Annotated in this window: 26 protein-coding genes; 9 read left to right on the top strand and 17 right to left on the bottom strand. The window is 49.6% G+C overall.

Annotated elements, in window-relative coordinates:
* Positions 1-35 precede the first annotated feature (35 nt).
* From WS_RS02845 to WS_RS02835, 3 genes are read left to right on the top strand one after another with little or no spacing between them, the layout of a single operon-like run.
* Complete coding sequence (locus tag WS_RS02845; RefSeq protein WP_011138514.1) at positions 36-524, top strand: TlpA disulfide reductase family protein; 489 nt, start codon at positions 36-38, stop codon at positions 522-524.
* A gap of 13 nt (positions 525-537) precedes the next feature.
* Positions 538-1,230 (top strand): nitrous oxide reductase accessory protein NosL, encoded by a 693-nt coding sequence (locus WS_RS02840; RefSeq protein WP_011138513.1) that lies wholly within the window; start codon positions 538-540, stop codon positions 1,228-1,230.
* A gap of 27 nt (positions 1,231-1,257) precedes the next feature.
* On the top strand, positions 1,258-2,166 hold the full coding sequence (locus tag WS_RS02835; protein ID WP_041571715.1) for an aspartate carbamoyltransferase catalytic subunit: 909 nt from the start codon (positions 1,258-1,260) through the stop codon (positions 2,164-2,166).
* On the opposite strand, the gene WS_RS02830 is transcribed toward WS_RS02835, so the two are convergent.
* Both WS_RS02830 and WS_RS02825 read right to left on the bottom strand, forming a co-directional pair.
* A complete protein-coding gene (locus WS_RS02830; RefSeq protein ID WP_011138511.1) occupies positions 2,163-2,834 on the bottom strand; it encodes a formate dehydrogenase subunit gamma in 672 nt (223 codons plus the stop codon). The genes WS_RS02835 and WS_RS02830 overlap by 4 nt on opposite strands.
* On the bottom strand, positions 2,831-3,820 hold the full coding sequence (locus WS_RS02825; protein WP_011138510.1) for a 4Fe-4S dicluster domain-containing protein: 990 nt from the start codon (positions 3,818-3,820) through the stop codon (positions 2,831-2,833). Before WS_RS02825 ends, WS_RS02830 begins: the two co-directional genes overlap by 4 nt.
* Positions 3,821-3,949: 129 nt before the next feature.
* On the opposite strand from WS_RS02825, the gene WS_RS02820 reads away from it, so the two are divergent.
* The gene (locus WS_RS02820; protein WP_011138509.1) at positions 3,950-4,603 is read left to right on the top strand and encodes a UPF0323 family lipoprotein; all 654 of its coding nucleotides are present in this window, start codon (positions 3,950-3,952) and stop codon (positions 4,601-4,603) included.
* 4 nt (positions 4,604-4,607) lie between these two features.
* Positions 4,608-5,780 carry a glutathionylspermidine synthase family protein gene (locus tag WS_RS02815; RefSeq protein WP_011138508.1) on the top strand — a complete coding sequence of 391 codons (1,173 nt, stop codon included), beginning with the start codon at positions 4,608-4,610 and terminating at the stop codon, positions 5,778-5,780.
* 38 nt (positions 5,781-5,818) lie between these two features.
* Here the strand turns inward: WS_RS02815 and WS_RS02810 are convergent, their stop codons facing one another.
* The 10 genes from WS_RS02810 to WS_RS02765 all read right to left on the bottom strand — a co-directional run bounded on the left by WS_RS02810 (position 5,819) and on the right by WS_RS02765 (position 18,032).
* A complete protein-coding gene (locus tag WS_RS02810; RefSeq protein WP_041571714.1) occupies positions 5,819-7,381 on the bottom strand; it encodes a M48 family metallopeptidase in 1,563 nt (520 codons plus the stop codon).
* A 78-nt stretch (positions 7,382-7,459) separates the two neighbouring features.
* On the bottom strand, positions 7,460-8,026 hold the full coding sequence (locus WS_RS02805) for a dienelactone hydrolase family protein (RefSeq protein WP_011138506.1): 567 nt from the start codon (positions 8,024-8,026) through the stop codon (positions 7,460-7,462).
* A gap of 70 nt (positions 8,027-8,096) precedes the next feature.
* Positions 8,097-8,618, bottom strand: a complete 522-nt coding sequence (locus tag WS_RS02800; protein WP_011138505.1) for a thermonuclease family protein — start codon at positions 8,616-8,618, stop codon at positions 8,097-8,099.
* Positions 8,615-10,192 carry an ABC transporter ATP-binding protein gene (locus WS_RS02795; protein WP_011138504.1) on the bottom strand — a complete coding sequence of 526 codons (1,578 nt, stop codon included), beginning with the start codon at positions 10,190-10,192 and terminating at the stop codon, positions 8,615-8,617. The genes WS_RS02800 and WS_RS02795 overlap by 4 nt, the downstream gene beginning before the upstream one ends.
* On the bottom strand, positions 10,189-11,208 hold the full coding sequence (locus WS_RS02790) for an ABC transporter permease (protein WP_011138503.1): 1,020 nt from the start codon (positions 11,206-11,208) through the stop codon (positions 10,189-10,191). Before WS_RS02790 ends, WS_RS02795 begins: the two co-directional genes overlap by 4 nt.
* Positions 11,205-12,281 (bottom strand): microcin C ABC transporter permease YejB, encoded by a 1,077-nt coding sequence (locus tag WS_RS02785; RefSeq protein WP_011138502.1) that lies wholly within the window; start codon positions 12,279-12,281, stop codon positions 11,205-11,207. The genes WS_RS02790 and WS_RS02785 overlap by 4 nt, the downstream gene beginning before the upstream one ends.
* Positions 12,282-12,285: 4 nt before the next feature.
* Positions 12,286-14,121 (bottom strand): extracellular solute-binding protein, encoded by a 1,836-nt coding sequence (locus WS_RS02780; RefSeq protein ID WP_129545357.1) that lies wholly within the window; start codon positions 14,119-14,121, stop codon positions 12,286-12,288.
* Between the two features lie 13 nt (positions 14,122-14,134).
* Entirely contained in the window at positions 14,135-15,403 is a 1,269-nt protein-coding gene (xseA, locus tag WS_RS02775) for an exodeoxyribonuclease VII large subunit (RefSeq protein ID WP_011138500.1), read from the bottom strand.
* Between the two features lie 4 nt (positions 15,404-15,407).
* Positions 15,408-17,213, bottom strand: a complete 1,806-nt coding sequence (oadA, locus tag WS_RS02770; protein WP_011138499.1) for a sodium-extruding oxaloacetate decarboxylase subunit alpha — start codon at positions 17,211-17,213, stop codon at positions 15,408-15,410.
* 84 nt (positions 17,214-17,297) lie between these two features.
* Complete coding sequence (locus WS_RS02765; RefSeq protein WP_049770630.1) at positions 17,298-18,032, bottom strand: YaaA family protein; 735 nt, start codon at positions 18,030-18,032, stop codon at positions 17,298-17,300.
* A gap of 58 nt (positions 18,033-18,090) precedes the next feature.
* Here WS_RS02765 and WS_RS02760 point away from each other — a divergent pair, with 58 nt between their 5' ends.
* Entirely contained in the window at positions 18,091-18,585 is a 495-nt protein-coding gene (locus WS_RS02760) for a DUF4149 domain-containing protein (RefSeq protein ID WP_011138497.1), read from the top strand.
* Here the strand turns inward: WS_RS02760 and WS_RS02755 are convergent.
* The 3 genes from WS_RS02755 to WS_RS02745 form a co-directional block, all read right to left on the bottom strand.
* Positions 18,563-20,941: a PD-(D/E)XK nuclease family protein gene (locus tag WS_RS02755; RefSeq protein WP_129545356.1), complete on the bottom strand. Its 2,379-nt coding sequence runs from the start codon at positions 20,939-20,941 to the stop codon at positions 18,563-18,565. The genes WS_RS02760 and WS_RS02755 overlap by 23 nt on opposite strands.
* Positions 20,847-22,802, bottom strand: a complete 1,956-nt coding sequence (gene tkt, locus WS_RS02750) for a transketolase (RefSeq protein ID WP_011138495.1) — start codon at positions 22,800-22,802, stop codon at positions 20,847-20,849. Before tkt ends, WS_RS02755 begins: the two co-directional genes overlap by 95 nt.
* A 109-nt stretch (positions 22,803-22,911) precedes the next feature.
* Complete coding sequence (locus WS_RS02745; protein ID WP_011138494.1) at positions 22,912-23,250, bottom strand: P-II family nitrogen regulator; 339 nt, start codon at positions 23,248-23,250, stop codon at positions 22,912-22,914.
* 129 nt (positions 23,251-23,379) lie between these two features.
* Between WS_RS02745 and leuC the strand changes: the two genes are divergently transcribed.
* The 3 genes from leuC to ung are packed head-to-tail and all read left to right on the top strand — an operon-like array spanning position 23,380 to position 25,647.
* Positions 23,380-24,648, top strand: coding sequence for a 3-isopropylmalate dehydratase large subunit (gene leuC / locus WS_RS02740; protein WP_011138493.1), 1,269 nt, complete (start codon positions 23,380-23,382; stop codon positions 24,646-24,648).
* A 10-nt stretch (positions 24,649-24,658) separates the two neighbouring features.
* On the top strand, positions 24,659-24,949 hold the full coding sequence (gene gatC / locus WS_RS02735; protein ID WP_011138492.1) for an Asp-tRNA(Asn)/Glu-tRNA(Gln) amidotransferase subunit GatC: 291 nt from the start codon (positions 24,659-24,661) through the stop codon (positions 24,947-24,949).
* 11 nt (positions 24,950-24,960) lie between these two features.
* Positions 24,961-25,647, top strand: a complete 687-nt coding sequence (gene ung, locus WS_RS02730) for a uracil-DNA glycosylase (protein ID WP_041571712.1) — start codon at positions 24,961-24,963, stop codon at positions 25,645-25,647.
* Between the two features lie 3 nt (positions 25,648-25,650).
* Here ung and WS_RS02725 read toward each other — a convergent pair whose 3' ends face one another.
* Positions 25,651-26,088 carry a DUF411 domain-containing protein gene (locus WS_RS02725; protein ID WP_011138490.1) on the bottom strand — a complete coding sequence of 146 codons (438 nt, stop codon included), beginning with the start codon at positions 26,086-26,088 and terminating at the stop codon, positions 25,651-25,653.
* 69 nt (positions 26,089-26,157) lie between these two features.
* On the bottom strand, positions 26,158-26,580 hold the full coding sequence (gene ybeY / locus WS_RS02720; RefSeq protein ID WP_011138489.1) for an rRNA maturation RNase YbeY: 423 nt from the start codon (positions 26,578-26,580) through the stop codon (positions 26,158-26,160).
* Positions 26,581-26,584 lie beyond the last annotated feature (4 nt).

The following is a 26,584-nucleotide window of genomic DNA, read 5'->3' as shown; positions in this document are numbered from 1 at the left end:
TACAATTTTAATTAAAGATAACATTAAGGAAATCCATGCGCATTTGGCTCTCTGGCGCTCTATTTTCACTCCTCTTGACTCTTGCAGGTTGCGATGTTAACTCCATTATCAAACCAGGCACCCCTCCCCCTCCCCTCAGCACCCACAATCTCCAAGGTGCTCCCATGGACCTCCAAAAACTTCAGGGAAAGGGAGTTATCATTCGCTTTTGGCAAAGCACCTGCCTCTCCTGCCTCAAAGAGATGCCTCTTCTAGAAGAACTCTACAAAAAGCATCAGGGCAATCTTGAAGTGATTGCGATCAATGTAGGAGAACCCAAATCGTACCTGCTTGGCTTTCTTGAAGCGCACCCCTACTCCTACTCCATTATTGAGGATGAGGCGCGAATCATCACCAAACGCTATGGAGTGGTGGCGATTCCTACTACCTTTTTCATCAATCCCCAAGGAGTGATCACCGACGTTCTCTATGGAGAGAGCGATCGCCTAGGATTAGAGAAGCGCACTCACAATATCTTACCCTAAAAGGAGTTTTTTCATGTCTTTGGCGATTCGTCTTGGCCTCCTCTCCCTGCTTCCGCTTATGCTTCTAGGTGCCACTCCTAGCGATGAAGTGAAACAAAAGCGCCTCTACCCCATGGGAGAAAAGATCTTTCTCCAAAACTGCCCTGAGTTTCCTTGGCAAAGTCACTCCGATTCCAAAAAGCTTCAAGAGGCGATTCTTAAAGGGGGTGCTTGTGGCAAACTGGGTCAACGAGAGAGCGAAGCGCTCTTTTACTATCTTTGGGATGTAAAGATTCAAAAAAGTGCCAGCTTTGGCGCCAACGAGAGAATCGAAGTTCCCCACAAAGCTAAATGTCCCGTTTGCGGGATGTTTGTCGCCAAATATCCGCGATGGGCAGCCAAAATCACCACCGAATCGGGTCACGCCCACTACTTTGATGGCGTGAAAGATATGATGAAGTTCATTCTTCACCCCACCCACTATATCAAGGATTTCAACGAGACGATTCTCTCCATCGAGGTGACCGATTACTACGCCCAAAAGAAGCTCGATGGCAAAAAAGCGATCTATGTGATTCATAGCGATGTCTATGGCCCCATGGGAAATGAACTGATTCCTTTTGAGACCAAGAAGAGTGCCCAAAACTTCATCAAAGATCATGGGGGCAAAATAGTCGAGAGTTTCGATAGAATCAACGAAGAGATTCTAGCCACGCTTGATCTGTAAAAACCAGTCAAAAACAAGGGGGTGATTTTGATACGGCATTTAATTAATACGAGGGATTTGAGCCAAGAGGAGGTGATAGGCCTGCTGGATGAGGCGGAGGGTTATCTAGACACCAAGCATCGAAACCACCTCAAAGGGCGATTGGTCATTACGATCTTTTTTGAAAACTCCACACGCACATTGAGCAGTTTCGAGATCGCGGTGAAACGCCTAGGAGGAGAGGTGGTTAGACTGGATGTCTCTAGAAGCTCTACCACCAAGGGAGAGACGATTTTTGACACCGCCGCCAACCTCAACGCCATGTCTCCTAGTGCCATCGTGGTGCGTCACAAAAACGCGGGTGTGCCCAATCTTTTGGCTAAACACACCAGCTGCTCTATCGTCAATGGAGGGGATGGAGCCCACGCTCATCCCACCCAAGCGCTCCTTGACCTCCTCACGCTAAAGCGAAGCCTAGGGAGAGTGGAGGGCAAAAAGATCGCTATTGTAGGCGATATTCGTAACTCACGCGTGGCCAATAGCAACATTGAGCTTCTGGGGCGATTTGGCATGGAGGTGATTCTCATCGCTCCGCCCCACTTCATGCCCAAGACCAACCTGCGACAACATGACCGCCTCCAAGAGGTAATCGGCGAGGTGGATGCGATCATGAGCCTGCGCACACAAACAGAGCGCCACGAGCACCCCATCTATGCTAGCCTCAAAGATTACGCGAGTGATTTTTGCATCACCAAGGAGCTCTTAGGAGATCGAAAAATCGCTCTGCTTCACCCCGGTCCTGTGCATCGCAATGTCGATATTGACGATGAGATGCTCAAAGACCCAAGGTGCAAGGTTCTAGAACAGGTCACCAATGGAGTGGCTGTGCGCATGGCTGTGCTCCGCTACCTCATCGAAGGCTCCGCCCCCACGCTGAAAATAGAGGAGAGCGCTTAAGCCTCTCGCTCTAGCGCCTTTTGGGCGCGTTTGATTCCCTCTTTCCATTTTCCATGCCGCTCCAGCACATAGTGCGCCTCGACCTTTCCATGCACCATGCCCCCCAAAAGCTTGCGATTGGGCTTAAGCCAAAAGGCGGCAAGGTGAGCGATGATTCCAAAGATCAAGAGCATCATCCCCGCATTGTGCAGGGTCGCCGCCCAATAGAGCCAAAAATCACTCAGCTCATTGCCCGTGAGATTCTTCCATGACTTCATGATTCCACTCACCCCCATAAGAAGAATCGTCAGGGCGATAAACGCATAGGCCAGCCTCTGCTCAGGGAGATACTTTTCGCTTGGGGGCTCAGGCTCACCCTTTAGCATCGCTTTGATCACCGCAATGCTCGCACGCACATCCCCTCGCCTAGGCAAAATATCAAATTCTCTTCGCATCACATGATAGAAAAGGTGATAAAAGCCCACCGCAATCAAAATCGCTCCAGCGATGTAGTGCTGATTGAGTGTCGTGAAATAGTTTCCTAAAAAGCTAAATCCCGGAATCTCCGTCACAAAATAGCGCTTATAGACGGGCATCTGCCCCACTCCCGTCACAATCAGCCAAAAGATCGAGAGGGCGGTAAGCCAATGAACTACACGATTGGATAGACTCTGTCGATTCACCTTCATTGCTCTTCTCCCCTCTCTTTTCTACCTTTATAGACGGCCACTCCAGCAGCAAAGATTCCCGCCACGGGTGCCATAAGCGTAGCCAGTGCGAGATTTTCGCCCTTTTCCATTGGGTTTTTAAGCCCGACCTTCATATGGGGTCGCCCTGGCTTCTTATCCCCTTTGAGCTCCTTCTCGCTTTGGATGGCGGCGTGAATCTTCTCAAAAGGCACTTTGGAGATATAAAAAGTCGCCGTTCCCCCATTTTCATCCATCCCATAGAGATGGCCTCCAATGCGCTCAGCGCGCCTCCTAGCCTCCGCTCTCATCGCCTCTTTTTCCCCAAAAATGATCGCTCCTTTGGGACATTTCACCTCACAAGCGGGCTTCTCTCCTTTGGCTAGAAGATCTTTGCACATATCGCACTTATACATCACTCCGCCTCCGCCAAGCTTGGGCGCAAGCTTCATATAGAGTCCTACTCCCGCTTGACGCTGAGGAATTCCCCATGGACAGGCATCGCGGCACTTTGCACCTCCCATGCAAAAATCAGGGTCGATGCTCACTGCCCCCTGCTCGCTCTTGCCGATCACCCCAAAGGGGCAGAGCTTTTGACAGGGCGCATCATCACAGTGCATACAGCGCCTAGGAACAAAAACTTTTTGCCCCTCGACCTCTAGCTTCTCCACAAAAGTCCAATTGTAAGGCGTGAGGCGCGAAGTGAGCTCGCGTTTATCCGACCAATCTTCATGAAACTTTTGCGGCCAATAGTCCATAATCGGTTTTTGAGGCTCAGGGAAGCTGGATCTATTCTTCTCTCTACACGCCTTCACGCAAAGAGGCATCGCCTCCCCCTCGCACCCATCACACAAGGTCAAATCAATGATAGAGGCGATTCTCTTTTGATTCGTTTTCTCCTCTTTGGCTTGCACAGATAGGGGTGCAAGGGAGAGGGTCGAAGCGAGAGCGACTTTTTTAAAGAATCGCCGCCGGCTTAGGTTTTCCATAGGGGTCTCCTTTGCATTTCAAATTATTTTAAGTAATAATAATATTTTATAGTTGAAATATCAATAAAGCTCTTTTCAAAAAGCCAAAAGACTCCTTGGATATAATCCCCTATTCGCAAAAGGAGACTCATGAGACATTTACGAAAGATTTCTGACTATGCCATCATCGGTAGCTTGGGCGCTCTAATCGCGGTAGGACTGCAAGGGTGCGATAACAACTCCTCTTCTAAGAGCGAGCCTCTCTCACAGATCAAAGAGAAGCAGGGAGCGCTCGTCATTATCGAAGAGCAGCCCCAAGGAGGCTACAAGATTCTGGAAGAATACCCCAGTGAGACCACTCGAATCGTCCTCAAAGACCCCTCAGGCAAAGAGCGAATGCTCACCCAAGAAGAGGTGGATAAGCTCCTCAAGGAGGAGGCTGCCAAAATTGAGCAAGGCACCTCTCAGCTCACTAACCCCGGAGGCATGGGCCTCTCGCTAGGAGAGACGATTCTTGCTTCAATGGCGGGAGCGATGCTTGGAAGCTGGATTGGAAGCAAACTCTTTAATAACCCCAACTACCAAGCCCAGCAACGCGCCACCTACAAATCCCCTCAAGCCTATGAGCGCAGCCAAAACTCTTTTAAATCCTCTAGTAGCGCCACCGCCCCTAGAGGCACCTCTACAGGAGCAAGCAGCACGCCAAGTAGCGCCAAAGGGGGGTATTTTGGCTCCTCTTCTTCGCCTAGCTCCGCTCCCTCCTCCTCTTCCTCTTCTAGCTCTTCACCTAGCTATGGAGGTTAAAACCATGGAGATCAAGACCCTTAAACCGCTCTCCAATGAGTTTTTAGAGAGCATCGGATTTGCTTGGCACACCGATCCCAACCAAACCTCCTATGTCGCCAACGAGGCGGTCGTGCTAAGCGAAGCGGAAGCGGAAGGATTCTATAGCGCCGCCAATGAGCTCTATGATATGTTTGTCGAAGCGGGACAATACGTGATTGACAACAACCTCTTCTTTGAGCTTGGAATTCCCTTCAACCTCATCGAGAGCATCAAGATGAGCTGGGAAAATGAGGTGCATTGGCACATCTATGGGCGCTTTGACTTTGCAGGAGGGCTGGAGGGGCGACCCATTAAGCTTTTGGAATTCAACGCCGACACTCCAACGATGGTCTATGAGACGGCGATCATCCAATGGGCGCTCCTCAAGGCCAATGGCATGGAGAATCATCTCCAATTCAATAATCTCTATCAAGCCATCGGCGAGAACTTCAAACGAATGATCACCCTAGGGGATGATCCCGCACGCTTTGATGAAGTCTATGAGGGATGGAAGATTCTCTTCTCCAGCATAGAGGGGAGTCTTGAAGAAGAGATGACCATGCGACTTTTGGAGCAGATCGCTAGGGAGAGCGGCTTTGAGACGGCCTTTAGTTATGTGCATGAGGCAAAGCTCGATGAAGAATCGGGGCTCTTTTTCAACGACCAGAATTATGAATTTTGGTTCAAGCTCATTCCATGGGAAAATATCGCCATTGATGAGCCTGAGATGGCGCTACTTATAGAGGGAATGATACGGAATAAAAACACCATCTTCCTCAATCCCGCCTACACCCTCCTCTTTCAATCCAAGCGGATGCTCAAAATCCTTTGGGACCTCTTCCCTAACCACTCTCTGCTTCTAGAGAGCTCCTTTGAGCCCCTCAAGGGCAAGAAGCAGGTCAAGAAGCACGCCTTTGGTCGTGAGGGCGAGAGCGTGCAGATATGGAGTGAGCAAGGGGAGATTCTCAGCGAAAAAGCGGGAGCGTATGGGAATTTTCCTCCGCTCTATCAGGAGTTTGTCGAGCCCAATCTTCACCAAGGACTCTTTTACCAACCCAATGTCTTTTATGCTTATGAGGCTTGTGCGCTGGGCTTTAGGCGCGGAGGGGAGATACTGGATAACTACGCGAAGTTTGTTTCACACTATATTCGTTAGAATAAGCATTCCTGTAGCATTAAGAGAGAAGGCTTGCATTAAATTTTAGGTTTTAATCCAACCCTCTTGTAAAAACGAACCATTTTTCTGCATTTACTCTCTTGCGCAAAGGTGACAAGATCTCTTCCATCAGAAAGTGTAGCACAAAGATTAGCACCAGCCTTAATGGCTTCGTAGGCTGCTTTAGGATTTTTGTGCTCAATCGCTTGAAAGAGCGCCCAATCAATAGGAGTGGACTGGACTCTATTGATTTTTGGGCGAATCATTAGGATTTTGATCTGCAAAATTGCCCCATCAACAATACGCCAGATTACATGAATTAAAAGTATCCACAATACACTCCAAAGAAAAATTCTCAGATAGTGTTGCCACTCATGAAAAACCCTTATATTTAATTGCCGACTATAATCTAGCGCCCACAAAACTCCATTTTTCGCCCAAACACCCAACTGTTCATGGATTATTAAAATGAAATCCCAAAAAGACGATGCAAAATTTAACAATGGCATAGCCTGCACCATTATAGGCTTAATCGAAAATTGCCATACTGGAATAAGCTGCAACAAAACAGTATTTGATACGCTCTGAAAAGTAGTCAAATCACTTATGTAGACCCAAGAAGCAAAAGTTAAAAAGCCCAAAAATACTAGCCAGAAAGTCCCAAATACCACGGGTATAAAGCCGCCTCCAATACAGCTATCCCCCTTGTGCTTTACGCCGTAAGCACGGGTCGCACGCAGTAACGCTGGTGGGTGAGTCGAAAAGATAGAAGTATAGCTTTCACCACCAAGAACACTTAGTGCTTTTGCTGTTGCTTCTGAGCCTATTGTTTTGGCGGCATCCCTGTCACAACGATATTCAATGCTTCGACCAATAGCATTCTCGCTGAGCGTAAAAAGTGGTCGCACAACCATAGAAGCAAAAAAACCTGTCGCCAAGCGACTAATACGGTAGAGCACTGCAAGACCTATTCCAATAAAAGCACCAAAAAAAGGAATCATTAAAACCATTCGAGTGACAAGCTCAACACCGATGTGCAAAATTGCTTCAAGCTTACCAGCAGCTTGCTCATTGGCATAAATAATAAGACCAGGCAAAAAATCCCAATGTTTTAGATGGGAGAGCTCATGAGCAATTATTGCTTGTAGCGCAGAGGCCTGCCCAGCCTCTTCTATATTATCTTGCAGATGACGAAGAAGCCCCTCAGATATCACTACAGCCTTGTGAAAAAGAGTACGAACTGCAAAAGCATTAATTTCCTCTCCTTGCTCCAAATAAAGACTCACCTGCAAACCAAACCGCCTTCTTACTGGATCAAAAAGCTGGTAAATCCAATCCAACTCTCCACCTGCTTCAATCTTGTGTGCAGTTTGCGTAAAACCTTTAACTGTTGTGCCAAAGAGCATATCTCGAAGCAAATAAAGCAACATCATCATCATTGCAATAAAAACCACCCACCCACCATGCTCTAACAAGAGCGATCGATTCTCAATAAACTGCACTACAAACTCTGCAATCATTAGACCAGGAAAGAGAAAAAGCAGAAAATTACTAGCAGAAAGAATAAGCGCAATCAATAGGCGTATTTGGTTTAAAAACATTAGTAATCCTTGGTCAAAGGTTTTCACAAACGCTTCAAATAGTTTGTGAGATTGTATCTTGCGTTAAGCGTCTTAATTCTATATGTTAATATAAATTTTATCCAAATCATTAAATATTATTTTATTTGTTTCCTGAATCATATTGTGATTAAATAATAATTTTGAATAAAAACCATGATCACCTTTTATTTTAGTGAGCTCAAGATTATTCTTTATTCTTAATTTCTCTATAAGAGTATCAACCTCAAAAGTTGCTTCATTGCAAAAGTATAATTTCGTAGGAATCAGAGGATTTATCAGCAGATTATTCCTAATTCTTGATCCATAGAAACCAATAACACCTTTGATTCTAAGATCATTAGATTTCATCCAAGCGAGTGTCGCACCAATACTAAACCCAATCAAGACAATGCTATCAGCGCCATTCTTTTCAATTATTTTATCTATTTTGCCTATAGAATTATCAAATCCAACTTCAGCAAAATATTTCTTATAGGAATACTCTTCATTATCTCCACTATAGTTATCCAAGAACAATGATGGTAAAACAACTCTATACCCTTTTGCTTCTAGCTCTTTGGATAGTTTTTTAAGATTCTCAGTGATTCCATAAATTTCATGGATGATAATAATGGTTTTCCTCATCTCAAAAGAGCTCTTTCCTACTCTTACGCCCCATACAAGAAAAAGCCAGCCAATTCACTATCTACACTCCCTACCGCCTCGAATTGGCAATCAACGAAAGGCACTCCATCTCCTCTTTCCACTCTTTCCACAATCCTTTTTGCTCGCGTCTTGCGATCTCTTCGAGCCTAAAGAGCTCTCCGCGCAAAAGTTCGCTCTCACCGCTAGTTTCACTGTTTTGCGCCACCGCGTAGCCCTCCTTGATAAGAGTCGCATTAAAGAGATGGGCGCCCGCTTGGAGAAGGCAAAATCCCTGCACATAACCTAAGCGATACTGCTGCTCCATATAAAGCTGCCTCAGGGTGAAATTCCTCGCATGGTAGCGCATCTCCCTTGCCTTTTTGGGATCGATCTGACAAGGAGAATCGCTATCAGTGTACAAAGGAGCAACCGCCCCATAGAGCGAGCAGTAGAGATAGCCATAAGAGGGGGCATAGAGGGTGAAGAGCGCGGCTTGGTGCACCTCTTTGAGGATGGCTGATAGCGAGAGTGGCGCCTCATACGCCTTCAATCCGCCAAGCGCCAAGAGTAGCGCGAAAAGCCAGCGCTTCATAAGAGGAGAGAGCCGATGAGCTCTTGAGTATAGGGGTGGGTGGGGGATTGAAGAATCAAAGAGGTTTCACCCTCCTCGATAAGCCTACCGCCTTTCATCACCGCCACCCTATCGCTCAAGGCCCCAATCACCCTTAGATCATGGCTGATGCAGAGATAGGTGAGGTTGTAGCGTTTTTGGAGCTCAAGCAAAAGCGCGACCACTTGATGCTCAATGCTTCGATCCAGCGCACTGGTTGGCTCATCCAAAATCAATATTTTAGGTCTCAAAATAAGAGCACGAGCAATGGCGACCCGCTGGCGCTGACCGCCGCTTAGCTCATTGGGATAGCGATAGCGATAGGAGCTCTCTAGCCCTACTCCCTCCAGCGCCTCAATGATTCGCCTCTCAAAACTCTCCTTTTGGGCGGGAAAGTGCACCTCTAATCCCTCGCGTAAAATCTCCTCTATACTTAAGCGCGGACTCAAAGAGCCATAAGGGTCTTGGAATACGATCTGAATCATGGAGCGAAAAGGGCGAAAGCGCGATTCTTCCATCTTGGCCATCTCTTCATGACCCATCCTCAATCGACCTTCAAAAGAGAGGAGCTTGCAAAGCGCAAGCGCAAGCGTGCTCTTCCCGCTCCCGCTCTCTCCAACGATTCCTAGATTCTCTCCTTCGCGAAGCCTCAAAGAGATGGAGGAGAGCGCCCTCAAATACTCCTTGGGACGACCTAGCCAATCCTTCTTTAGCACAAAAGAGAGATCCAGATTCTCCGCCTCCAAGAGAATCTCACCCCTAGAGGGAGGGGATTCTTTAAGAGGGAGATGGAGAGAAGAGAGGAGGGCTTGGGTGTAGGGGTGCTTGGGATGGGCGAAGAGCTCCTCTTTGGAAGCCGATTCGACCACTTTGCCCCCCTTCATCACATAGACTTTATCGGCATAGTGGCGCACCACCCCTAGGTCGTGGCTAATAAGAAGGAGCGAGACTCCCCGCTCCTCTTTGAGCCTAAAGAGGAGGTCGAGTATCTGCTTCTGCACGCTCACATCCAACGCTGTGGTCGGCTCATCCGCAATCAAAAGCTTGGGAGAGTTGGCTAGTGCCATGGCGATCATCACGCGCTGACGCTGGCCGCCGCTTAGCTCATGGGGATAGATTTTCGCACGCCCTTTTAGCGCCTCTAGCCCAACAGAAGCATAGAGCGCGCCAATCTCTCTCTTAAGCTCCTCTCTAGAGAGCGAGCGGTGAAGCAAAATCGCCTCGGCCAGCTGTTTTTCAATGGTATGGAGAGGGTTGAGCGAGATGAGCGGCTCTTGAAAAACAAAGCCGATTTCACTCCCTCTAACCCCCTCTAGGCGCTCTTGGGAAAAGTCCAAGAGATTCTCCCCCAAAAAAAGAATCTCCCCCTCTTCCACCTCCACGCTCCCCTGGGGGAAGAGGCGCACGATGAGCTGTGCAAGGAATGACTTCCCGCTCCCGCTCTCTCCCACAATCGAGACACACTCGCCTTTTTTGAGCGTCAAATTGACCGATTCAAGGGCAAATCCTCCCCGCTTGAAACGGGCTTTTAGTGATTTAACTTCCAATAGATTCATAAAGAGAGCCTCGGGTCAAACGCATCCCTCAACCCCTCGCCCACAAAAACAAGAATCGAGAGCAAAAAGGCGATAGAGAAAAAGGCACAAAGCCCCAAATGAGGAGCATGGAGATTCTGTTTGCCCTGCGCTAAAAGCTCACCCAGCGAGGGGGCTCCGCTAGGGAGCCCAAACCCTAGAAAATCAAGCGAGGTGAGCGTGGCAATGGAGCCGCTCATCACAAAGGGCAAAAAGGTGAGAGTCGCCACCATCGCATTGGGCAGGATATGGCGGCGCATAATCACCCCATGACTCACCCCAAGCGCCTTAGCAGAGCGGACATATTCGAGATTCCTTCCACGTAAAAACTCTGCCCTCACCACTCCCACCAAGCTCATCCAAGAGAAGAGAAGCATGATTCCAAGAAGCCAAAAGAAGCTCGCCTCCACGAAGCTAGAGAGGATGATGAGCAAAAAGAGCATCGGCATCCCCGACCATATCTCGATGAATCGCTGCCCCAAAAGATCAACCTTACCCCCGTAGTAGCCTTGCATCGCGCCCACGGCGACCCCCACCAGAGAGCTTAGGATCGTGAGCAAAAAACCAAATGCCAAAGATACACTATAGCCATAGATGAGGCGCGCCAGCACATCCCTCCCCTGATCATCCGTTCCCAGCCAGTTATGATCATCAGGAGGCGTGGGGGCGGGGGCTTTGAGATCATAGTTGATGGTGTCATAGCGGTAGCGCACCAAAGGCCACACCACCCTCCCCTCTTTGGCAAGGATAAGCTCCTCCACATAGGGGTCTTTGTAGTTGGCTGGTGTCTCAAAATCCCCTCCAAAGGTGGTCTCACTGTAGGCCTTGAGAATCGGGAAGTAAAATCGCCCCTCATAGCGAACCAAAAGCGGCTTATCATTGGCAATCAGGGGCGCTAAAAGCGAGAGGAGCACCAAGAAAAGCAGAAGATAGGCCGAATAGTAGGCGCGCCTGTTGCTTTTGAAAACCTCCAAACGGCGTCTAGTCATCTCTCTCATGCGCGCCTCTCAAAGTCGATTCTTGGGTCAATGAGCGTATAGACAAGGTCACTAATAAGCGTGGTGATGAGCCCAATGAGGGTGAAAATATAGAGCGTGCCAAACATCACAGGGTAGTCTCGATTGAGCGTGGATTCATACCCCAAAAGGCCCAACCCATCGAGTGAAAAAACGATCTCCACCAAAAGAGAGCCTGCAAAAAACATCCCAATGAAAGCAGCGGGAAAACCTGAAACAACGATAAGCATCGCATTTCTAAAGACATGACCATAAAGAATTTTTCGCTCACTCGCCCCCTTGGCGCGCGCCGTGAAGACATACTGCTTATTGATCTCTTCGAGAAAAGAGTTTTTGGTTAGGAGGGTGAGTGAGGCAAACCCTCCAATCGTCAAAGAGGCGACAGGCAGAGTGATATGCCAAAGATAATCCAAAATCTTACCCCCCAGACTCAACCCCTCAAACCCTTCGCTCACCAATCCTCGAAGCGGAAAGAGCTGCAAATAGCTTCCGCCTGCCAAGAAGATAATCAGCACGATGGCAAAGAGAAAGACGGGAATCGCGCTCCCAAGGACAATGATGAAGCTACTTCCCACATCAAAAGAGCTCCCATGTCTCACGGCTTTCTTGATTCCTAAGGGGATGGAGATGAGATAGATAAGAATCGTGCTCCAAACCCCGAGAGAAATAGAGACAGGGAGGCGCTCCACCACCAGCTCCACCACTCTTTTTTGGCGATAGAAGCTCTCCCCCAAATCAAAGACAAGGTAGTTTTTAAGCATCAGAAAATAGCGCTCATGGAGGGGTTTATCAAAGCCATAGAGCTTCTCAATCTCTTTGATCAACCTCTCATCCAAGCCCTTGGAGCCGCGATATTGCCCCGAAACACTCAGGCTCACCTCGCTAGAGCTAGAGGAGATTCGCTCTTGTGCTCCCCCTTGGATATGCTCTAGCTTGGCTAGCATCTGCTCCACGGGTCCTCCAGGTGCTGCTTGAATGATAAAAAAGTTGAGTGTGATGATGCCAAAGAGCGTAGGGAGAATGAGCAAAAGTCGCTTGAAGATATAAGCGCCCAAGCTCTCACCGCCTCTTTAGCGCAGGACGCGCTTTGAGTAGCTCTTCCTCTTTTTGCGGATCGACCCACCAAGTCCAAAATCCCAATCCATACAGAGGGGAGATGTTGGGACGAGAGAAGCGATTCCAGTGGGCAACGCGGAAGGTGCGATTGTGAAAGTGAGGAATGACATAATGATTCCAGAGCAAGACCCGATCCAAAGCGCGCGTGTAATCCACTAGTTCTCTTCGATCCTTGGCATTGACCACCATCTCCACAAGGCGATCCACAGCGGGATGGTCAATTCCTGCATAGTTTTTGCTTCCTCGCTCATCTTTGGAGCTGGAGTGCCAGTAGTAGCGCTGCTCATTCCCAGGCGAGAGGGACTGCCCGATGACGCCCACGATCATGTCATAGTCAAACTCTCGAAGTCGATTGATGTATTGAGTGAGGTCGATGGTGCGAATCTTCATCTCGATTCCCAGTGTGGCGAGATTTCGCTTGAAGGGGAGAGCGACTCGCTCCATCGCTGGAGAGAGCAGCAAAAGCTCAAAGACAAAGGGTTGACCTGTGGTGGTGTGAATCAATTTCTTATTTTTAATCTCATAGCCCGCCTCTTTGAGGAGCTGCTGAGCTCTTTTTAGCTGGGGACGGATATTTCCATCACCTTTGGTGGTGGGCAGGGTGAAAGGCTGATCAAAGATTCCCTCGGGAAGCTGCTCTTTAAAAGGGGTAAGCCATTCGCGCTCTTGGGGTGAAGGGGTGCCAAAAGAGGCCAGCTCAGAGTTGTCAAAAAAACTCTTGGTGCGGGTGTATTGCCCAAAGAAGAGATTCTTGTTGCTCCACTCAAAATCAAACGCGTAAGAGAGCGCCTCCCTAACGCGAATATCCTTGAAGAGATCACGGCGTGTGTTGAAAAAATAGCCCTGCATTCCGCTAGGCAGAGAGTGGGCGATCTCCTCTTTGATGATCTGCTTTTTTTTGAGCGGCTCGCCCTCATACCCTAGCGCCCATGTCTTCGCAGCGCTCTCTTGGCGAAAATCATAGGCTCCCGCCTTAAACGCCTCCAAGGCCACCGTCTCATCCTTATAATATTCATAAGCCACACGATCAAAATTGAAATAGCCAAGGCGCGTGGGGTGCTTTTGGGCCCAATAATCTTTGACTCGCTCATAGACGATCTCTTTACCCGTCTCAAAAGAGAGAATCCTATACGGTCCGCTTCCTAGGGGAATCTCCAGAGGATTCTCGCCAAAGGGACGATTCTCATAGAAGTGCTTAGGGAGGATTCTTAGCTGTCCAAGAATAAGAGGAAGCTCTCGATTCTCTTTGTTGGAGAAGTTGAATTTGACGGTGTATTTATCAACCACCACCACCTCTTTGACATCCTCATAGTAGCGCTTAATGGCGGGGTTTCCCGTTCCTATAAGGGTGTTGAAGCTAAACTCCACATCAAAAGCAGTGATAGGGTTGCCATCATGGAATCGAGCGTTTTTATTGAGATGAAAGATCACAAAGCTATTGTCTTTGGCGCGCTGAATTCGCTCCGCGACCAACCCGTATTCACTAAAAGGCTCATCCTCGGAATGCACCGTGAGCGTGTCATAAAGAAGCTCCAAGCCATCCGCTGGCGTCCCTTTGAGCGCAAAGGCGTTGAGCGTGTCAAAACCTCCAATCTCATAGCGCTTGATCGCTCCTCCTTTGGGTGCTTCAGGATTGACATAGTCAAAATACTTCAACTCTTTATATTTAACCTCACCGCTCAGCGAAAACCCTTTGTCGCTAAAAGTCGATGCAAACGCAAACTCCAAGCCTCCCGCACAAAGAAAAAGCCACAACACGCCCCACGAAAATCCCTTCATCCTCATCACTCCTTTAAACATCCCTAATCCCCATCTTCTCTTTCTCTAACACTTTAGCCTGCACTCTCCACTTCCCATCTAGAAGCTCAAAAACCTCATCCCTCTCTAGCGCCTCTAGCGTCTTCACCTCTTTATGGGAAACCACCTGCGCGTAGCCTTTGTGACACCATTTGAGAGGATCAGCTTCCTTGTAGCGCTCTATATAGCCCGCCACCTCCTGCGTTTTAAAACGCCATAGCATCTCCCAAGCCCCCTCAAACCTTCCACGCCATGGCTCTAGCTGTGATTCTTGGCGGCGAAGTTGATGGCGCATCGCCTGATTGAGGCTACTCCAGAGCTCTTTGATTCTTGATTCTCTCTCTTTAAGACGCGCCGCCAAAGAGAGGCGATCTAGAGAATCTTGGAGGGATTTGAGCTCCGATTCCCTCTTTTGGAGGATTCGATTGAAGGCACGGCGAAACTCATCCAAGAATCCATCCAGTCGTATGAGCCATTCGGAGCAATCAGGGAGGATAAGCTCCATAGCACTTGAGGGAGTGGGTGCGCGCAAATCAGCGACAAAGTCGCTAATGACGACATCCACCTCATGCCCCACCGCCGAGACGATCGGGGTCTTGGCGTGATAGATCGCCTCGGCCACAATTCGCTCGTTAAACGCCCACAAATCCTCCAAGCTTCCGCCTCCGCGCCCCACCACAATCACATCCACTCCAAGAGAATCGGCGTAGGCGATATTTTTAGCAATCGATTCTTTGGCTCCCTCTCCCTGCACCAAGGTGTTCAACCCTATGATTTTGACCAAAGGCCATCGCTTAGTCGCCACACGGAGCATATCTTGCAAGGCGGCTCCTGTGGCGGAGGTGAGGAGGGCGATCGTGGAGGGAAAGGGGGGGAGGGGTTTTTTGTGCGCGGGGTCAAAATAGCCAAGTGCGGCAAGCTCCTTTTTGAGCTGTTCAAAGGCCAAAGCCAAGCTTCCCACGCCTGTTGGCTCAGCATTTTGGGCGATGATCTGATATTCACCCCTAGGCGTATAGACCCCAAGCCCCCCATAAAGCGTCACATCCATTCCATTTTCGAGACGAAATTTGAGGCGTGAGGCATTGCCTTTAAAAAGCACGGCACGGATAGAAGAGGAGGAATCTTTGAGAGTGAGATAGATGTGGCCGCTGGTGTGGTAGGTGAGATTGCTCACCTCACCCCTCACGGCGACTTGAAGAAAAGTCGCCTCCAGCAATGATTTGACTTGGATATTTAGCTCGCTGACGCTAAGCACCCCTTCCATGGAATTAGCCGATAAGCATGATCGCTACATTATTGGAGACGCTCGTCCCCTCCTCGGCATAAATCTCCTTCACGGTGCCATCTATAGTGGAGAGCACCTCGTTTTCCATTTTCATCGCCTCCACGACCGCTAGCGTATCGCCCGCCTTCACCAAATCTCCGACTTTCACTTTAATCTTGGCTAGAGTGCCCGGCATCGGAGAGATGATGTGCCCCTGTTTAGTGGCGTGGGGAAGACCACCGCTTTTTTTAGTGCTCGCAGAAGAAGCACTCGCTCCACCTGCACCCTCGTTGGATTCGACAAAAACCTCTTTGAGTTCGCCATCCACGCGCACAAAGAAGGGTCGAAGCCCCTCCTCTTTGGTGCCGCTGCCTTCGATCTTAACCTGATACTGTTCACCATGCACGGTCACAGTGAACTCCTTAGCCAAAGGCTCATGCCCATAATCTTCAAAGAGTGTCAAAGGCTCAGGCGCAAGCTTGCCCTCGTTACGCTCTACGAGGAAGCTCTTGGCCATCGCACCAAAAATGGCATAGGAGATCACATCCGTTTCGTTTTTAGCAAACTCCACACTCTCCGCTTTTGCCCTCTCCATCTCAGGCTCTAAACTATCCGCAGGGCGTGTCTCAATGAGTGTCTCGCCCTCACTTAGAATCTTTGCCTTGAGCGCTTCGCTAATGGGCGCGGGGCTCTTGCCATAAAGGCCACGAACAAGATTTCTCGTCTCGGTGGTGATCGTCTTATATCGCTCTCCCATAAGGACATTGAGCACCGCTTGAGTGCCCACGATCTGGCTAGAGGGGGTCACCAAAGGAGGGAAACCAAAATCTTCTCGCACCTTAGGAATCTCACGCAACACCTCATCCATGCGGTTGAGGGCGTTTTGCTCTTTGAGCTGATTGGCCATATTGGAGATCATCCCTCCAGGAATCTGGCTCACCAAAACTCGCGTGTCAATCTGATTGTATTCAGATTCGAACTTCTTATATTTTCTTCGATGGCGCTTCAAAATCTCCGCCGCCTGCTCCATGGGCTCTAGATTGAGCTTGGTGTCATAAGGAGTCCCCGCAAGTGCCGCCACCATGGACTGGGCGCAAGGGTGGCTCGTCCCCTCCGCTAGGGCAGAGTTGCTAAGATCAAGAATATCCGCTCCTGCCTCGACGGCTTTGAGGTGAGAACCAAACGCAAAACCTGCGGTCGAGTGAGAGTGAAACTGCACGGGCACAGAGAGGCTCTCTTTGAGCGCCTTCACCAACTCAAACGCCGCCATAGGCGTGATGAGCCCTGCCATGTCTTTAATGCAGACGCTGTCGCATCCTCGCTTCACCAGCTCCTTGGCATACTCAACAAACCCTGCTGTGGTGTGCACAGGGGAGACAGTGTAGCTAATCGCCCCTTGAGCGTGTTTGCCCTGCTTTTTCACCTCCTCAATGGAGACCTCAAGGTTACGAATATCATTGAGCGCGTCAAAGATTCGGAAGATATCCACGCCATGAAGGGCGGAGAGTCGGATGAACTCTCTCACGGTGTCATCGGCATAGTGACGATAACCGATGAGATTTTGACCTCGAAGGAGCATCTGAATAGGGGTCTTTTGAAAGATCGCTTTGAAGGTCGCAAGGCGCTCAAAAGGGTCCTCTTTGAGGTAGCGCAGACAGGTGTCGTAGGTCGCCCCACCCCAAGCCTCAACGCTGTGGAATCCAACTTGCTCCAAAAGCTTGGCGGCTTCGACCATATCCTCTGTGCGCATTCTTGTCGCTAGAAGGGATTGATGACCGTCCCGCAAGCTGTTTTCAGTGATTTTTACCATGAGTTCGCTCCATTTGGTGAGGGAAATAGAATTGCGTTTGGAAAACTGCGGCTTGATTGTATCTTAAGAAACTTTAGACCCAACTCAATGAAGTAGCTCAAACTCCATCAAATGGAGGTTTTGCTTCACTGAGATTCCTTTGAGTAACACCCCTTCTTCTTCTAGGATATTCCGCCCATAGAGCGCCTCTTCGCCCCTGAGGGCTAGCTGACGCAAAAAGCGCCCACGATAATGCTTGGCGTAGTGGCTCACCTTTTTGCCTCTTTGGTAGAAGAGGGGGCGATAGGTGGGGCTTAAAGGGGTAAAGCTGGCATGATAAAACTCAGCACGAAGATCGACAATGACCTCATCCCCTAGCCACTCCAAAAGCTCCGCTTCAAACGCCTGATGATAGCGTCGAGTCTCAAATCCCTCCCAGCTACTCCCCTGTTTAAGCCGATAGTAGGGAATCTCTTCTTTGGCAAGGATGATTCCAAAGAGATTGGAGAAGATTAATGTCGAATGATCCACCCACTCTTGCGCCTCCAAAGGAAGCGTCTCATACTCAAGCGCCTTAAAGGCTACGCCATTATAGAGTCTAATCGCCTTCTCCCTTGGGGAGTGCGCAAGATTCTGGCAAAAACCAAGTGCCTCTAGCTCTAGGCGTTTCTGCCCCCAAAGACGCAAAATCTCCGCCTCGCTACCCTGCCTCATCCACTCCTCATACGCCTCCAAAGTACGCCCTCGCGCTCCTCCTCCTTGAAAAATAAACTCAAGCGCTCTAGAGGCTTGGTGGGTGGGGAAAATTTTTGATTCGCTAGGGGCGAGCAAGATTTTCAAAGTTACCTCCAATGGTTTTTGGGCTAGAATGGGAGAAAGTTTATCCTAAAGGAAAAAGATGTTTCAAGGCAAACTCCTCCTTCCCCTAGCTAAAACCCTCTATCTTTGGGTACTCGGAGTCACCATCGGGGCGATTATCGCTCTAGGGGTTTTTGGCGCTCCCGTCATCTTTAAAGCGTGGTTCTACCTCCCTGATCTTCCCCTCACCAAGTTTCACTCAGGGATTCTTATGACCCAAATCTTTGTGAAATTTGGCTACCTGCTCAACTTCACCGCTTTTTTCATTATCACCTATGAGATTCTCGCCTTCAAACTTGGAGCCTCACGCCCTCCATTCCTTCTCTTTGGCGGTCTTAGTGTAATAGGCATTTTCCTCTTCACGCTCTACTACACCCCCTATATCATTGAGGCTCAAAAATTAGGCGAAGAGGCGACAGGGAGCTCGGCTTTTGCTTCCATGCATATTCAATCAGAGTGGGTCTTCAAGCTCCTGCTCCTCACCCTCTCGCTCCTCTTTTTCTCTCGAATCCTTAATCTTCTCGGTCGCAAATAGCGGCATAGGCGCAATAGCGACACACTCTTGCATCTTCGCAAAGCTCAAAGGAGAGATTCTTCTCCTTTAGCCTAGCTAGGCGCAAGGGGAGCAGAGCGATCTTCTCCTCTAGATACTCCTCCTCTTCAAGCGTGCCTTTAAATAGATCATAATAAAAGGCGCGAATCGCCACCGCCCCTCCAACTCTTTGGCGGAGGGCTTGGGCGTAGAGGGCAAACTGAAAGTCGCTCGTCTTCTCTAAGTCGCGCTCTTTGTCAACCTTGAGAGCTTTTTTGAGCTTGTAGTCTAATATCCAATACTCCTCACCCACTCGATCCACTCGATCGATAAAACCCACAAAATCTATCCCCTCCACCTCAAACTCCACGCGCTCCTCTAGCCAAAGGGGTTGGGCCCCCTCTTTAGCACGCTCCTTTTCGCGTTCAAAGAATCGCTCCATCTTTTTAGCGGTGGCTCTCGCCTCAAAAGCGAGTTTCGCACTGGGGAATCGCTCCTTTTGAAGGAGTGAGAGAAAATGTTCACGCCTCTTTTTTTGGGAAATGGATGGATCAAAGCTCTCTTTGAGCCACCGATGCACCGTCTTTCCTAGCCAAGCACTTTCATTCTCCTCTTCTCTTTGGCTGTAGCCTCGGATGTAGCGATAGTAGTATTGGCGCTTGCACAAAAGAAAGCTCTGAAGCCTAGAGTGAGAGAAGCGCTCCCTCTCCCACGGAATCGAATCGATGATCTCCTCCACAAAACCCTTATGTTCTCTGGGAGCCCCAAAGAGCGTGCGCTCATAAAGCTCTTTGCCTGAAAAAATCGGGGTTTGAAGCTCTAAAAGCATCCTAGAGGGCTCATTTTGTTCGTTGCTCACAAAAGCCAACACGCTCTCTTTGGCGCGGCGCAGAAGGGAGAGGTAGTAGTGCTTTTGGAGATTTTCCCGTTCTAAGCGGGTGGGAAGATGGCACTTGGCGCGGATGGAGGAGTTTAGAAAGAGGTCTTTGTCGCTGGGCTTTGGAATGAGCCCCTCATTAAAATCGACCACCACCACGCGATCAAAATTCAATCCTCTCGTCTCCAAAATCCCCATGACACGGATTCTTCCCCCGCCCACATCATCGATTCTTCTTGTGGCAAACTCTTTGAGCAGAAGGCGGAGTATCTCTGAAGGAGGGCGATTCTCTAGGATTCTCTCCAAGGGGGCTAAAAGAGTGATTCCCTCTTGTAGCAATCTAGAGGCTTCGATCTCTCCTTGGCTCTCAAGCTCAAGCGTAAACGCTCTAAGCGCCTCCAATCCCAAAGGGGAGAGCTCCAAAAGAGAGGCGGGAGGCGGGAGAGATTCGAGGCGCTCGATCTCTTTTTGGAGAGAGAGAAAGAGAGAAGAATCGCTGAAACGCTCTCCCATCGCGTAGTTGAAGTTGCGCTCTTTATCAAAGAGTCGAAGATAGTCGGCGAATCGCTCATCAGGCAGGATGATGGCGATTCTCTCAGGCTCGATTCCTTCATTCACCCAAGTATGGATTCTCTCTAGCACGAGCGCCACTTGATCCAGCCGCGACCCAAAAGCATAAGCATTCACACTTCCAAGAGGCGGGAGGGCTTTTTTAGAGAGAATCATCTGGCTCCCCCACTCTATCTCATAGCGATAATTTCGCTCCAGCTCCTCTTTGGTCATCCCCAAACGGCGATAGTAGTCAAGGTTGTAGCCATCAATCTCCAAGGTGACCACCAAAGGGGTGATTGAGGCGACTTGGTTTAAGAGCTCCATCTCTTTGAGACTCAAAAAACCCTCCACCAGGAATCGAATCTCTCCATACCCCCGCACAAACTCCTCGTAAAATTCTGCCTCAAAGAGTGCTTCATCAATGTAGCCAAACCCTTCAAGCTCGCTCTTGTAGGCCTCCAAAAGACGCTCTAAAACCCCAAGGTGATCTCCATACTCATCATAAACATCAAAGGAGGCGAGCGAGGGCAAAGAGACTCCCACGGAGGCGAGCTCATCAAAAAAGGAGAGGAAAAAGGGGGAGTTCTCCAAAAAAGAGAGGAAGTTTGATTCAAATCCGAGGCGTTCCACCTCGACCTTGGAGGCGGCAATGGAGAGAAAAAGAGGGCGCAAAGAGGAGGGGAGGCGCTTTTTTTGAGGAAAAAGTCTAATCGTAGAGAGAAACCCTTCAAAGGTCATCGCATAGGGCAAAAAGCCCTCATCCTGCGCTCGATAAAATCCCTCTAGCGCCCTCCCCGTGGAGAAGAGATAAAGAGTCGGCCTCTCTAGCACGCTTTTAGCGTCCCAAAAGCTCTTTGGCTTTGGAGAGAAGATTCTCCACTGTGAATCCAAAGTGTGCAAAAAGCTCATCCCCAGGGGCTGAAGCGCCAAAGCTATCCATTCCTATCACCTCATCCGCAAAACGATACCACTCCAATCCCCTAGAGGCCTCGATGGCGATCACCTTGGCTCCTTCAGGAAAGAGGGAGCGGAGATAGCGCTTATCCTGTGCGACCAAAAGATCAAAGCAAGGGGCGCTCACCACATTAACACTCACCCCCTCTTTGGCCAAAACTTCCGCCGTCTCCAGAGCAAGAGAGACCTCGCTACCCGTGGCTAGAAGCACGATCGCTGGATTTTCACACGCCCTAATCGTGTAGGCTCCCTTGGCCACTTTCTCACTCTCAACCCTTGGAAGCACGGGGAGATTCTGCCTGGAGAGGACGAAGGCGCAAGGGGCTTTGAGGCGGAGGGCGACCTGCCAGCAGGCGACATTTTCATTGGCATCAGCGGGTCTAAAGAGATAGAGTCCAGGCATGGCACGGAAGTGGGTGAGCTGCTCAATAGGCTGGTGAGTCGCTCCATCTTCGCCTACGCCGATGCTATCGTGCGTCCAAATGAAGTAATTTTTCGCACCCATGATGGAGGCGACCCTCACTGAGGGCGCCATGTAGTCGCTAAAGACAAAAAAGGTCGCGCAAAAAGGCATAAAGAGCCCATAATTGGCAATCGCATTAGTGATCGCCGCCATAGAGTGCTCCCTGATTCCAAAGTGGAAATTTTTCCCCATAGGGAAGTTGCCCGCCCCTTTAAGGTCGGTGTTGTTAGAGGGGGCTAGATCAGCACTCCCCCCGATAAAGCCCGGAAGAGCACTAGAGAGGCGATTGAGAATCTCTCCATTGCTACTTCGCGTGGCGATCTTTTTGCCCTCTTCAAAAACGGGGAAATCGACCGCCGAGAAATCAGGGGAGAGGAGCTGCTCAAGGAGTTGTTTCTTCTCTTTTGGGGCCTTTTGGAGTTTCTCATTCCAGAGATTCTCCATCGTCTCCCCCATCTCAAGAGCATTCCTAAAACGCAAAAGAGCCGCCTCAGGGATATAGAACTTCTCGCTTGGGTCAAAGCCGTTTTTCTCCTTAGAGGCACGAATCTCCTCCTCGCCTAGGGGTGCTCCATGCGTTTTAGCATACCCCTCCATTGTCTTGCACCCTTTAGCAATCGTAGTCTTGGCGATGATGAGCACAGGTTTATCCGCTCGCTTGGCCTCGCTAAACACTTTATGAATCGCCAAAACGTCATGACCGCACACCTCAAAGACCTCCCATCCTTGCGCCTCAAATCGCCCCTTCACATCTTCGCTAAAGGCCAAAGAGAGCTCGCCCTCAATGGTGATATTGTTAGAATCATAAATGAGAATCAAATTGTCCAATTGGTGGTGTCCCGCTAGAGAGCAGGCCTCATAGCTGATTCCCTCCTCCAAATCTCCATCACCACAAAGACAATAGACCTTATGATCAATGAGCGTTGTTTCTTCGCTATTGAGCAGGTGAGCGGCATATTTAGACGCCATTGCAAAGCCCACTGCATTGGCCACGCCCTGCCCTAGAGGTCCCGTGGTGATCTCTACACCCGCTGTATGTCCAAACTCAGGGTGACCGGGCGTCTTGGAATCTTTTTGGCGAAATCGCTTGAGCTCCTCTAGGGGCAGATCATAGCCCCAAAGATGGAGGAGCGAATAGATCATCGCACTTGCATGACCCCCGCTAAAGACGAGACGATCGCGATTGAGCCACTGGGGATTTTTAGGAGAGTGGCGCAGGTGAAAGGAGAGGACGCTCACCACATCGGCCAATCCCATGGGGGCTCCGGGATGCCCGCTATTGGCAGCTTGAACCATATCGGCAGCGAGGAATCGGACGGTCTTGGCCATCAACTCTAAAACAGGCAGGTCTTGCTCTTGAAGGAGTGCATTCATCGTGAAATTCTCTCTTATTGGTGTGGGTTGTGGATATGGAATATGATTTGGGGGATTCTACTTTAGTCTAACTTGGGGGGAGTTTAGAGGTGAGGAGATCCTCCTCGCCTCAAATCGCCTCTTCATCGCTCTCTTGGGTGCGGATACGAATCGCGCGCTCTACGGGCGTGACAAAAATCTTTCCATCGCCAATTTTTCCCGTTTTGGCGCTCTTGATAATCGCCTCGATGATTCCTTCGACCTCCTCATCCCTCACGACGATCTCCAGCTTGATCTTGGGGATGAAATCCACCACATATTCAGCGCCTCTATAGAGCTCTGTATGCCCTTTTTGGCGACCATAACCTTTCACTTCGCTCACCGTCATCCCGCTAATTCCTCGCTCCACTAGAGCGCTTTTGACCTCTTCAAGTTTGAAGGGTTTGATGACTGCTTCGATTTTCTTCATGATCATAGTTTCCTTGTAAAAAAGCTTGGTTTTGGATGCGTTTAGCTTACCTCATTCTTGATTATTATCAACTTTTAACGAAGAACTCTGTAACATTGGCGCCATATTTTGGCTCTAACAAGGACGCTCATGGGACAGACTCTCACCGAGAAAATTTTTTCTGCGCACACCAATAAGCAGGTGAGCGCGGGCGAAATCATCGAATCGCCTATTGATATGGTCATAGGAAACGACATCACCACGCCCCTCTCTATTCGCGCTTTTGAGGAGAGCGGCGCAACAAAGCTCGCTAATCCTGATGGATTTTGCATTGTCATGGATCACTTCATCCCCGCCAAGGATATCGCTAGCGCCAATCAAGCGCGAATCAGCCGAGATTTTGCCAAAAAGCATCAGCTAAAACACTATTTTGATGAGCGCGATATGGGAATCGAACACGCCATCCTCCCCGAAAAAGGGTTGGTACTCCCTGGCGATGTGATTATTGGGGCCGATTCTCACACCTGTACACACGGTGCTCTTGGCGCCTTTGCCACGGGTATGGGAAGCACCGATCTTGCCTACGCCATGATCACGGGAAAAAACTGGTTCAAGGTACCCCCAAGCATCCGCGTGGTCTTTAAAGGCAAGCTCCAAGAGCATGTCTATGGCAAAGATCTCATCCTGGAGATCATCCGCCAAATCGGCGTGGATGGAGCCCTCTACAAGGCTTTAGAATTCCAAGGTGACACCATCGAGCAGCTCAGCATGGATGATCGATTCTCTCTTTGCAATATGGCGATTGAAGCGGGAGCCAAAAATGGCATTATCGCTGCTGATTCCATCACCAAAGAGTTCCTTGCCTCAAGAAAATCCCTCCGAGCTGAACCTAAATACTATCAGGCGGATGCGGATGCCCTCTATGAGCAGACGATTGAGATTGATGTAGAGAAACTAGAGCCCGTGATCGCCTATCCCTTTCTCCCTAGCAATGGCAAAAGCATCTCCCAAGCGGTCAAAGATGACCTCAAAATCGATCAAGCCTTCATCGGAAGCTGCACCAACGGCCGCCTAAGCGACCTTCGAATCGCCGCTCAAATCCTCAAAGGCAAGCGCGTCCATCCCGATGTGCGCCTCATCATCACCCCAGGAACCCAACAAATTTACAAAGACGCCCACCAAGAGGGACTCATCGACACCCTCCTAGAAGCGGGTGCGCTTATTAGCAACCCCACCTGTGGCGCTTGCCTTGGCGGCTACATGGGAATCCTTGGAGACAACGAACGATGTGTCTCCACCACCAACCGAAACTTTGTCGGCCGAATGGGTGCTAGAAGCTCCGAGGTCTATCTCGCCAACTCCGCCGTAGCTGCGGCTAGCGCCCTAAAGGGCAAAATCACCGACCCAAGAAAACTATAAAGGAGAGAGGATGCAAATCGATGATAAGCTTCTAGCGCGCCTAGAGAGCCTCGCGATGATTGAGGTGCCCGAAGAGAAAAAGGAATCCATCAAGGCTGAGCTTGGAGAGATCGTGAACTTCGTCGAGAACCTCAACTCGCTAGAGGTTGAGGGTCTAGAGGCGACCTTCACGACCCTAGAGGGGAAAACACCCATGAGAGAAGATACCCCTATGAATGACGAAGAGATTCCCGCCCTCATTCTCAAGCACGCTCCTCAAAGCGCTGAGAACTACTTTATCGTTCCTAAAATCATTGAATAGCCCTTTTGATTATGGCGGATTTGGAGCGAATCAAGATTGAGCCCTCATGGAAAGAGGTCTTGAAAGAGGAATTTACCAAACCCTATTTTGATTCCATCCGAGAATCATACCTTCAAGCCAAGAGCAGCGGGGCGATCCTCTATCCACCCGCTCCGCTCCTTTTCAACGCCTTTAACCTCACCCCTTTTGATCAGGTCAAAGCGGTCATCTTGGGCCAAGATCCCTATCACGCTCCCCATCAAGCCATGGGGCTCTGCTTCTCCGTGCCTAAAGGAGTTGCCCTCCCCGCCTCGCTCCGCAATGTCTATAAAGAGTTAGAGCGAGACCTTGGGATTCCTCCAGCCAAGCATGGCGATCTCACCTCTTGGGCTAAACAGGGCGTCTTCATGCTCAATGCCATTCTAAGCGTGGAACAGGGCAAAGCAGGATCGCACCAAAAGTTTGGCTGGCAAACCTTCACCGATGCCGCCATCTCTGCTCTCTCTAGAAAGAAAAAGGGGGTGGTTTTTCTGCTTTGGGGGAATTTCGCTAGAGAAAAGAGGGTTCTGATTGACTCTACAAAACACACGATTTTAGAATCAGCCCACCCCTCGCCCCTAGCAGGGAATCGATACTTTGGGAATGGGCACTTCTCTAAGACCAATGAGATTTTAAAAGTTCAGGGAGAGCGCGAGATTCTCTGGCGTCTTCCTGAATGAGCCTTAGCGACTAAAACGATAACTTTTAAAAAGAGTCTGATTTCCTTTGGCATCAAAAGCGATCACATCATAGTCATCTTTCACATCGCCCTGCTCCATTCCAGGACTTCCTAGAGGCATCCCCGGCACCGCAATCCCGATAATCCCCTCAGGCCTTTTGGCGAGCAGTTCTTTCACGGCCTCCGCAGGAACATGCCCTTCGATGATATACCCCTCCACAAAAGCCGTATGGCAACTCGCCAGCTCCAAGGGCACTTTGGCTTTGATTTTCACCTCATAGAGGTTGTTGGTCTTGGTCTCTTTGAGGGTGAAGCCATTTTTCTCCATGTGTCCTCCCCATAGTCCACAACAACCACAAGAGGGGCTTTTGTACATATGAAGAGGAGTTTGAGCATAGAGTCCGCCCGCAAGAGTGAGCGCGAGAAGTCCGATTCTTAACATGGGTTCCATCCTTAGCGATAAATTTCCCCCATGGTAATGATTCAATCGTGCAAAAGGCGTGGAATCGCTTTACAATTCCTCTGTCCTCACAATCAAGCTAGAAGGCAACCCAAAGCGCGTGATGAGCTCCTCCTCTTTGAAACGCTGTTCGCCCTGATCATACTCATGGTCATACCCCAAGAGATGAAGCATCCCATGAATAAAAAGGAGCGCCGCTTCCGCCTCGATCGAGTGACCCCGCAGCTCTGCTTCCGCCCTCACTCGATCAATAGAGAGGAGTATCGAACCCAAGGGAAGAAAATCACCCCCCTCTAGGGGGAAAGAGAGCACATCGGTGCTCTTATCTATCCCCCGATGCTCTTGGTTGATCTTACGCATCGCTTCATCATCAAGCAGAATCAACTCCACCTCTCTTGGAGACAAAAAAGTGGCGATGGATTCCAAAAGCGTGATGTCTAGATTGGTGTCGGTTTGGTTGTCAAAATCGATCATCTTT

This window comes from Wolinella succinogenes DSM 1740, from assembly GCF_000196135.1.
Classification (GTDB): Bacteria; Campylobacterota; Campylobacteria; order Campylobacterales; family Helicobacteraceae; genus Wolinella; species Wolinella succinogenes.
Note: the sequence above shows the minus strand (reverse complement) of the source record. Positions and strands in the feature narration are given on the sequence as shown.